Raw genomic sequence first — 8,621 nt, 5'->3', positions numbered from 1 at the left:
ATCTGGCTTATTGGTAATGATATGAGTGAAATAGCTTTCTTTTAGAAATCCTGGCCACTGGTCTTTGAGCAGAGATGAGAAACTGATCTTAATGAAGTCCCCTGTGCTGTTACTATAGGCACGGTATAAGATAAAGTATTGCTCTATGCCAATTTTCTCCAGCAGGAATCTATTGTATAATCCAGAGACAGGATAAGTGAACGAAGCATCGTTTGCCCGGAAATATGAAGCGTCAAACAGTTCCTCCGGGGACATAAATCCTGCTTCACAGATAAAATCAGCAATATCAAGTAGCACATCAGGATTTTTGCCACCCCTTCCACCAAGAGCCACCGCAAAACCTTCCTGTAAAAAAGGATGCGTATAAAGCGGAACATCCTGCAAAGCAAAATTTATCATCAGATGACAGAGCTCATGAAAATGACAGGGATAGAGAGAAACAACTGCATCTTCTGCCAGAATCCCCATGCCACGGCAATTATATCCCGTAAGCCGGATAATCTCATCTCTATCTGCACAAAGATAATAGATGAGTTTATTCTCTTTAAGCAATTCCTGCCTGGCTGGTGAAACTTGTAATAATTCCAGCAGATATTCACAAAAATTATCCAGGATCTCTAATTGCTCTATTTTAAATACCTCATCATCACTCACACGGTATTCTATATAAGTACCGGTGTGCACCTGCCAATCCCTGGTCTGCAATTGAAAAGGACTTATCAGCATACTATCCTGCAGGGCAAAATGGACCGGACGAGTCAATCCAGGATGCCTGACGGTTATCAATTGCTGTCGCCCGGATCCTTCCACATTAATTTCCAGTTCTTCCGGAGCTTGGAGGATTTTCTGCCGTTCTGGCTCTGTGAAACCATAGCCGATCAATCCTTTAACGGTAAATTCCTGATACTGAATACCCAACCGATTGCAAAGTTCTGCATACTCCAGAGCAATCCTGCTGCTCAGCATTTCCGGTGATTTTATTGCCATCTGCACGATCTGATCGCTGTCTGCCCATAAGCTGATAATGATCACCAGCAATAATAATAAAACTTTTGATTTAGTCAATCAGCACCTCTCCTTTATCCTGCCTTTAAGGATGATCTTTAAATCAGTGTATTCTTTCAAAATGTCCAGAAGTTTTTCTTAATTTGGCTGGATGAATTGTATTTTAGCACGTAGTGCTTAATTATTTGTAGAAAAAAAACGGAAGAGGAAGTGTGGGGTGGGTATTTTGATATTTACTACAAATAAATATCCTCTACGAGGAAAAAATTAGCAGTTGCATAACTACTTATACAAATTATTTCTGATGAGTAAGTAAATATTAAACACTTCTCATTCAACATATTCTTCATTTTCCCTTACTCCCCAGATAATATCCTATACTTTTTATAAAGATTCTTTTTAAATACAGTTAATTGTTTTCCATTTCCGGAAATCTGAATTTTACTGTAATTCATGCCTTTTACATATTTATCTGATTTGACCTCTTCTTCCAACACAAGCTCACCTGTTAAATAGTTCACAACTTTGACTTTATCATAGAACCAGTATGCCAAAAATGGATATTCTTTACTGGCAATAGATGAATTGGATGCACATCTAACGTCAAGTTTTCTCATGATCTCAGCTTTTTCCAAATCAATGATATACCCAACTTGTCCTCTGCTAGTTGTTAAATTCATGATAACCATTTTTCCATCAGGAGAGTAACTATAATCAGTCATTCCTCCCTCAAACTGCATGATTTCCTGATCATTACGCAATATGTGTATCCGTTTATTACCATAATCAAAACTCTTTTTTCCAGTATATGATTCATATATGAGATATTCTTCGTTTTCAACCTCATTACTATGACATATTGGCAAACCACCATCAATACTTATATAATGAGAAACAGAATAATCATTATTAAAAAAGTATATTCTTGATTCTTTCGGAAATTTATCTATCTGCTCATCTGCTGTCATACCTTTACCAATGATTACAGCTTGTAATTGATCTTTAAAATACAGTGGCTTAACCAGAATTGATCCTTCAATTGTATCTCTTAATGATGGAATATCACATATTATACTGCCTTGATTATTAACAAATAACAAATGATCATTTTCCCGTTTTTCAAATAGTTGACATCCTGTAGAGCTCAATTCATTCCTTGCTAAATCATTTTTAATTATGGAATAACACATATCTCCATTCTTTGTTCTCAGAATATATTCCTTATGATCTTTCATAGTCATAAAGTATTCTCCATGGGGTGATATCGAAAATATATATTCATTATCTACTTGATATTTTTTTACATCATTTATTCCATTAAATGAAAATATCTCATCATGCATACCATCTTCTGAATGACTTTTTCCTAAGGAAAGTGTGCCACTATTATATTCATCCGGTTTTGTCATTTCTAACCCATAAAATCCTTCTTCAAATGCATATGATTCAACTAATTGATAATTATTCTCTTCTTTGTCAATCACGAAACGTGATTCCCTCATAAAAACAGTTCCACTTCTTCCCAGTAACATACTAAAAGAAAAAAACAACAGCAATAAAATTATTCCTCGTCTCATTTTTACCTCAACTTTTTATAATATCATTTTATTGTATTAATTCCCTAAGATACTCTGGAAGACAGTTTGCTGCCAGCCATTGTAAATAGGCAATTCTTGCTCTTTTGGATATATCTATGCCATCAAAATATTCCAGTAACTTACTTACCGCTTCCATCCCTCTAACGTCCCAATCCTCCATCATATGGACTGTATCCCAGTAGAAAATGAACAGCTCATCCAGTTCCTTTGGATAATCATCCGGTAATTCAGAATAAACAAGTTTCTTCGGTATTACTCGATCCATGTTTAATTCTTCACTAAATAGTGTTCCTGATAAAATGACTAATGTTATAATAATTAGAAAAATCCTCTTCATCATTTTGCTCCTTGAATTTTGTTTCTTCCAAATATACATATAAAATATTATATACTTGATTATTTTGTCCAGAAGTTTTTTATGATCTGGATGGATGGGTTGTCTTTTAGCACGTAGTGCTTATTTATTTGTAGTAAAAAATGAACCAATTCCCCTACCCTCTCTTCTTTTCCCGCAACGTCTGCGACGTTGGGGGAAAAGAAGGGGAATGGTGTCATTAAAGTTTCTACAAATAGATATCCTCTACGAGGGAAAAACTGGGAATCGAGATTATGGACATGATGGACAGAATGGACATTGTGGACGTAGAGGACAAAGAGAACTGAGAGGACAAAGAGGACAGGGTGGGGTTATAGAGCAGAGAAGAGCCAAAGATTCTGTTTAACAATGTTTACTGTGTTCACTTGGTTTACAGAATTTTGGGGATTATATCCATCAGCTATCACTTTATTATTGACAAAAAACAGGTGGCAAAGTTTATTTCAGAAATTAATAATGCAGGAGAATAAGTTATGAAGAAGATTTTAGTAACTGGCGGAGTAGGACAAATCGGATCTGAACTTGTGATGGAATTACGGCGTGTATATGGAGTAGAAAATGTGGTCTGCGGAGTAAATAGAACTCAACCTGAAGGCAAATTAAAGGAATCCGGACCTTGGGAAATAGTTAATTGCACAAATGCTCAGCAGGTGACTGACGTAGTAAAAAAATATGATATAGACACAATTTATCATCTGGCAGCAATCCTCTCAGCAGTAGCAGAAGCAAAACCTAATCTTGCCTGGAATGTAAATATCAATGCCCTTTATAATGTTCTGGAAGTAGCCAGAGAGGCAAATTGTGCAGTATTCACTCCCAGTTCAATTGGTGCTTTTGGTTCTTCTACACCTCTGGATAATACTCCTCAGGATACTATCCAGCGTCCTTCCACCATGTATGGTGTAACCAAGGTGGCTGGCGAATTATTATGCGATTATTATTATAAAAGATTTGGAGTAGACACGCGTGGAGTACGTTATCCGGGCATCATCTCCAATGAGACCCTTCCGGGTGGCGGAACCACTGATTATGCAGTTGAAATCTATTACGAAGCAATTAAGCAAAAGAAATATACCTGTAACCTTCCAGCCGGCACATTTTTGGATATGATGTATATGCCGGATGCCTTGAAGGCAGGCATCGACCTGATGGAAGCAGATCCAGCCAAACTTATTCACCGTAATGCCTTCAACGTAACCGCCATGAGCTTTGATCCGGAGATAATTGCTGCAGAGATCAAGAAGCATATTCCTGAATTTGTAATGGATTATAATGTGGACAAAGTGAAAGAAGGCATCGCCAACAGCTGGCCTAATTCCATGGATGACAGTGCAGCCAGAGCCGAATGGGGCTGGGAGCCGAGCTATGATCTATCAGCCATGACCCAGGATATGCTGACGGTTTTAGAGAAAAAACTGAAATAAGATGATAATTGGTATTGGTACTGATCTGATCGAGGTATCGCGCCTTGAGAAGAGCATCAGTAAACCCCAATTTCTGAAGAAGGTCTTTACAGACAAGGAACTCACGCTCTGCGAGAATAAGCATTCAAGAGTACAAAGCCTTGCTGCCCGATTTGCGGCAAAAGAAGCCTGCATGAAAGCTTTAGGCAGTGGCTGGTCTGATGGAGTGAGTTTTAAAGATATTGAGATACTTAATAATAGTATGGGCGCACCGGAGATCATTCTGCATGGGAGCACTAAGGCTCGTGCAGAGGAACTAATGGTGAGTAAAATATTTGTAACTCTATCTCATTTAAAGGAGATAGCAGGAGCAACGGTTATTCTGGAAAAATAAATAAAACGGAGGATACTATGGCTTTAAAAAAATTAAATCAAGCCTTACAAGTAGAGATTAACGAATTATTTGCTAAAGGAACCGCCAAAGGTGCTGAACTTGTGATCACCGAGATCATCAAGCCCAAAGGCAATAAGGGACCGCGTTATTTAATTGATGGCTATGGCGATAAGGAATTCATCAAGATGAATGCGAATTCTTATCTTGGCATGAGCATGAACCCGGAAGTGATCGCAGCAGAGGAAGAAGCAGCTCATAAATATGGTGTAGGACCTGGTGCAGTCCGCTTCATCAGTGGAACTCATACCCCCCATATCGAATTAGAAAAGAAACTGGCAGAATTTCATGGCAGGGAAGCCGCCATGATATTTTCATCAGCTTACGTAACTTCACTGGGTGTGATCTATCCACTTACAGATAAAGAAACCGTTTTAGTATCAGATGAATTAAATCATAACTGCATAATCCAGGCAATGCGTCTTTGCCGTCCAGCAGCAAAACTGATTTACAAGCATAATGATATGGCAGATTTACGGGCAAAACTGGAAGAAGCAATTGGCAAAGGAAAACGCTGTATTGTTATCACAGATGGTATTTTTTCCATGCGTGGAGACCATTGCCCATTTGAAAAACTGGTTCCCATTTGCAAGGAATATGATGACAAATTTGAACAGGGTGTGATCACAATAGCTGATGATTCTCACGGTGTGGGAGCTTTTGGAGCCACAGGTCGTGGAACAGAGGAATATACCGGAGCCAAGGTGGATATCCTGATCGGAACCATGGGTAAAGCCTATGGTGTGAATGGTGGTTACGTAGTAGCTTCCAAAGTAGTTCTTGATTATCTGCGTCAAAAAGCTCCGATGTATATTTACAGTAATCCTATCACTTGCTCAGAAGCTGCAGCTGTATTGAAGGTACTGGAAATCGTAGATACCCCAGCAGGAAAAGAAAGAATTGCTCATCTGGCAAAAATGACAGCAAAATTTGAGAAGGGACTTCTTGACCTCGGTTATGAAACCATTCCTGGACCACATCCTGTAGTGCCACTGATGGTTCGTGACACACCTAAAACTGCTGACCTGGTGAAATACCTGACCAAAAATGGCGTATTAGGAACTGGCTTGAACTTCCCTGTTGTACCCAAAGGTGACGAAGAAATCCGTTTCCAAGTCAATGGAGACCACACTGAAGCAGACATTGACTTTGTGCTTGATATACTCAAGAAATACAAAGAACAATAATTATATCTGGAATAATGATCCCGCTCTATAATTAGGGCGGGATCTATTTATTTATGAAAACTAAAGGCAAACTATATCTGGTTCCAACGCCGATCGGCAATCTTAAAGATATAACACTAAGAGCGCTCGAAGTCCTTGAAATGGTTGATTTGATCGGTGCAGAAGATACACGCACATCTGCTTATCTGCTTAAACATTATAATATTTCCACACCCATGACCAGTTATCATAAATTTAATGAGAAGAAGCGGAGCAGTGAATTCATAAAGAGGCTGCAGTCCGGAGAGAATATCGCCGTGATAAGTGATGCCGGGAGCCCCGGGATCAGTGATCCTGCCGCAGAAATAGTCTCTCAGGCTATAGAGGCAGGAATAATTGTGGACGCACTGCCAGGAGCTACAGCATTAATACCAGCACTTGTTGGCTCTGGTTTGCCTAATGACCATTTCTATTTCATAGGTTTTTTACCTGATAAAAATAAGACAAAAAATGCGCTTCTGCAAAACCTTAAAACATGTCCAGATACAATGATCTTCTACGTTTCACCACATGATATCCTTTCTTTTGCAAAAGATATTTACGAAGTATATGGCGAGAGAAAGGTGACCCTGGCCCGAGAACTCACAAAACTGCATGAGGAATATATCCGCACTACTCTGCAAGAATTGGTAAATGGAAAAGAAATAAAACTCAAGGGAGAATTCGTAGCAGTGATTTCGGGAAAGGAACAAATTGTGATGACTGATGAGCTTTTGAAGGAGAAGATAAATATACTCATTGCCGATGGGCTTTCCAACCGAGAGATCATTGAAACTATATCCAAAGACGAGAAGGTGCCTGCTAACAGGGTAAAAAAACTGCTCTATTGATTTAATAATCTAATATAAACATATTATTATCCGGAAACATGCAATTATAAAAGCTTTCTCTTGACTATTTTCTTGCCAAAACTTGTTTTTAAGAATGGGTTAATTATGAAGGAAATAAAATACCTGGGGGAAGATGAAATCGAAAATAGTTTTTGGTGATTTAGTGCTTATAATACTGATCGTCACAAATGCGATTTCATTATTTTCACAGGTAGATGAACAGCAGCTTAAAGTTGTATTTATTGAGAGATTCACTCGCTTTATTAAATGGGATTCGGCACAGAGAACAAATCCTGACAGTGATGAATTTATTATTGGAACTATCGATAAAAAGGAAATCTATCCTGAACTTAAGAGTTTTTTTTCTGATAGACAGATCAAAGATAAAAAGGTGAAAGTAATTATCCCTAAAACAGAAGAAGAGTTATTACGCTGCGACTTACTATTCTTATCCAACATATCAGAATCAAAATTGAAGGAAGTGCTGGAAGTAGTCAGTAATAAACCAATCCTCACAATAAGCGATAAGCCTGAATATGCTGAAGCGGGAATCTTGATCACCATCTGTAGAGAAGACGATCATCTGGGATTTTATATTAATGAAACAGCCCTTGCCGAATCAGGATTGAATGCGAGTTATTTACTTCTTGAACATGCGAAGATCATTAACCCAGTAAAAAAGGAAAGCCCATGAAAAAGTTTTCCTTAAAATTCAGAATATCATTCTGGGTGTTTGTGATCACCAGCTTTGTAGTAATTTCTTTAGGGATATTATTAGTAAATAATTTTAAGCATATTACTGAAGAGGATTTTAAACAGAGCAGCATTATCAAAGCTGATTTAATGAGTGATAATTGTGTGATACCACTGGCATTTTATCTTGATATGGCAAGTGTGGAAGCCAAGCTGGAGAAATTCAGGATATATAACTCTATCCGACAGTGTCTTATCTATGACAATGAAGGTAAAGCAGTTGCCGCTTACATTCAATCTGATGATATTGCAGCATATACTGGAAAAGTTTATGCGGATACTTTATTTTTTACTCAAGGACATTTGCATCTATTTTTGCCAATAATGCATAATAGAAAGGTGTATGGCACATTATACCTCTGTGAAGATACTACAGAAATGTATAAACAGGTTGTCAGGTTTAGTTATACCACACTTCTGATAGCAATTTTATTGATCTTATTATTCTACTTTGTAACAATGAATCTGCAAAGAACCGTTTCAGAGCCTTTGAACAAGTTGCTGGAAGCAACGGAGAATGTATCTAACGCCCGGGATTACAGTCGTCGTCTGGAAAAAGGCAGTAATGATGAAATTGGCAGACTCTATTCTGGATTCAATCGGATCATGAACCATCTTGAACTTGAAGAGACAGAAAAACTCACAATAGAGAAAGAGCTGACCAGTACTCTGGAAAAGCTGAAACAAAGCAGGGAAGAGATCATAGGTCTGATGCATTCATTAAGCAATGAAGTAGAAGAAAAAAATGAGACTCTGGCATTACTGGAAGATACATGGCAGCGTTTTGAACTGGCAATTAAAGGTTCATCTGATGGATTATGGGATTGGAAAGACCTGAAAATTGATCAGCACTGGTGGTCTCCAAAAGTATTTCAATTATTGCATTACGAAGAAACAGATATAAAACCCTGCCGTAAAAGTCTTCTTAAAATAATCCATCCTGCTGACTTAAGCCTTGAAGAAGAAGCCATGCGAGATC

Annotated in this window: 10 protein-coding genes; 7 read left to right on the top strand and 3 right to left on the bottom strand. The window is 38.0% G+C overall.

Annotated features, from left to right (window positions below; all coding sequences use genetic code 11):
- From RAO94_11470 to RAO94_11460, 3 genes are all read right to left on the bottom strand, one after another.
- On the bottom strand, positions 1–1,065 hold a 1,065-nt coding region (locus tag RAO94_11470; GenBank protein ID MDP8322959.1), incomplete at its 3' end, for a hypothetical protein.
- Between the two features lie 296 nt (positions 1,066–1,361).
- Entirely contained in the window at positions 1,362–2,489 is a 1,128-nt protein-coding gene (locus tag RAO94_11465; protein MDP8322958.1) for a hypothetical protein, read from the bottom strand.
- A 121-nt stretch (positions 2,490–2,610) separates the two neighbouring features.
- A complete protein-coding gene (locus tag RAO94_11460) occupies positions 2,611–2,943 on the bottom strand; it encodes a hypothetical protein (GenBank protein ID MDP8322957.1) in 333 nt (110 codons plus the stop codon).
- Between the two features lie 205 nt (positions 2,944–3,148).
- Here RAO94_11460 and RAO94_11455 point away from each other — a divergent pair, with 205 nt between their 5' ends.
- The 7 genes from RAO94_11455 to RAO94_11425 form a co-directional block, all read left to right on the top strand.
- Positions 3,149–3,325 (top strand): hypothetical protein, encoded by a 177-nt coding sequence (locus tag RAO94_11455; GenBank protein ID MDP8322956.1) that lies wholly within the window; start codon positions 3,149–3,151, stop codon positions 3,323–3,325.
- A gap of 127 nt (positions 3,326–3,452) precedes the next feature.
- Complete coding sequence (locus RAO94_11450; GenBank protein MDP8322955.1) at positions 3,453–4,403, top strand: L-threonine 3-dehydrogenase; 951 nt, start codon at positions 3,453–3,455, stop codon at positions 4,401–4,403.
- Between the two features lies 1 nt (position 4,404).
- Complete coding sequence (acpS, locus tag RAO94_11445) at positions 4,405–4,776, top strand: holo-ACP synthase (GenBank protein MDP8322954.1); 372 nt, start codon at positions 4,405–4,407, stop codon at positions 4,774–4,776.
- Between the two features lie 17 nt (positions 4,777–4,793).
- Positions 4,794–6,020, top strand: coding sequence for an aminotransferase class I/II-fold pyridoxal phosphate-dependent enzyme (locus RAO94_11440; GenBank protein ID MDP8322953.1), 1,227 nt, complete (start codon positions 4,794–4,796; stop codon positions 6,018–6,020).
- 53 nt (positions 6,021–6,073) lie between these two features.
- The gene (gene rsmI, locus RAO94_11435) at positions 6,074–6,889 is read left to right on the top strand and encodes a 16S rRNA (cytidine(1402)-2'-O)-methyltransferase (GenBank protein ID MDP8322952.1); all 816 of its coding nucleotides are present in this window, start codon (positions 6,074–6,076) and stop codon (positions 6,887–6,889) included.
- Positions 6,890–7,022: 133 nt separating this feature from the next.
- On the top strand, positions 7,023–7,583 hold the full coding sequence (locus tag RAO94_11430) for a YfiR family protein (GenBank protein MDP8322951.1): 561 nt from the start codon (positions 7,023–7,025) through the stop codon (positions 7,581–7,583).
- A partial coding sequence (locus RAO94_11425; GenBank protein MDP8322950.1) for a HAMP domain-containing protein occupies positions 7,580–8,621 on the top strand: 1,042 nt, incomplete at its 3' end. The genes RAO94_11430 and RAO94_11425, both read left to right, overlap by 4 nt.

It is taken from the genome of Candidatus Stygibacter australis, from assembly GCA_030765845.1.
Lineage (GTDB): Bacteria > Cloacimonadota > Cloacimonadia > Cloacimonadales > TCS61 > Stygibacter > Stygibacter australis.
The sequence above is the reverse complement of the archived record's forward strand: the minus strand, read 5'-3'. Positions and strand labels throughout refer to the sequence as shown.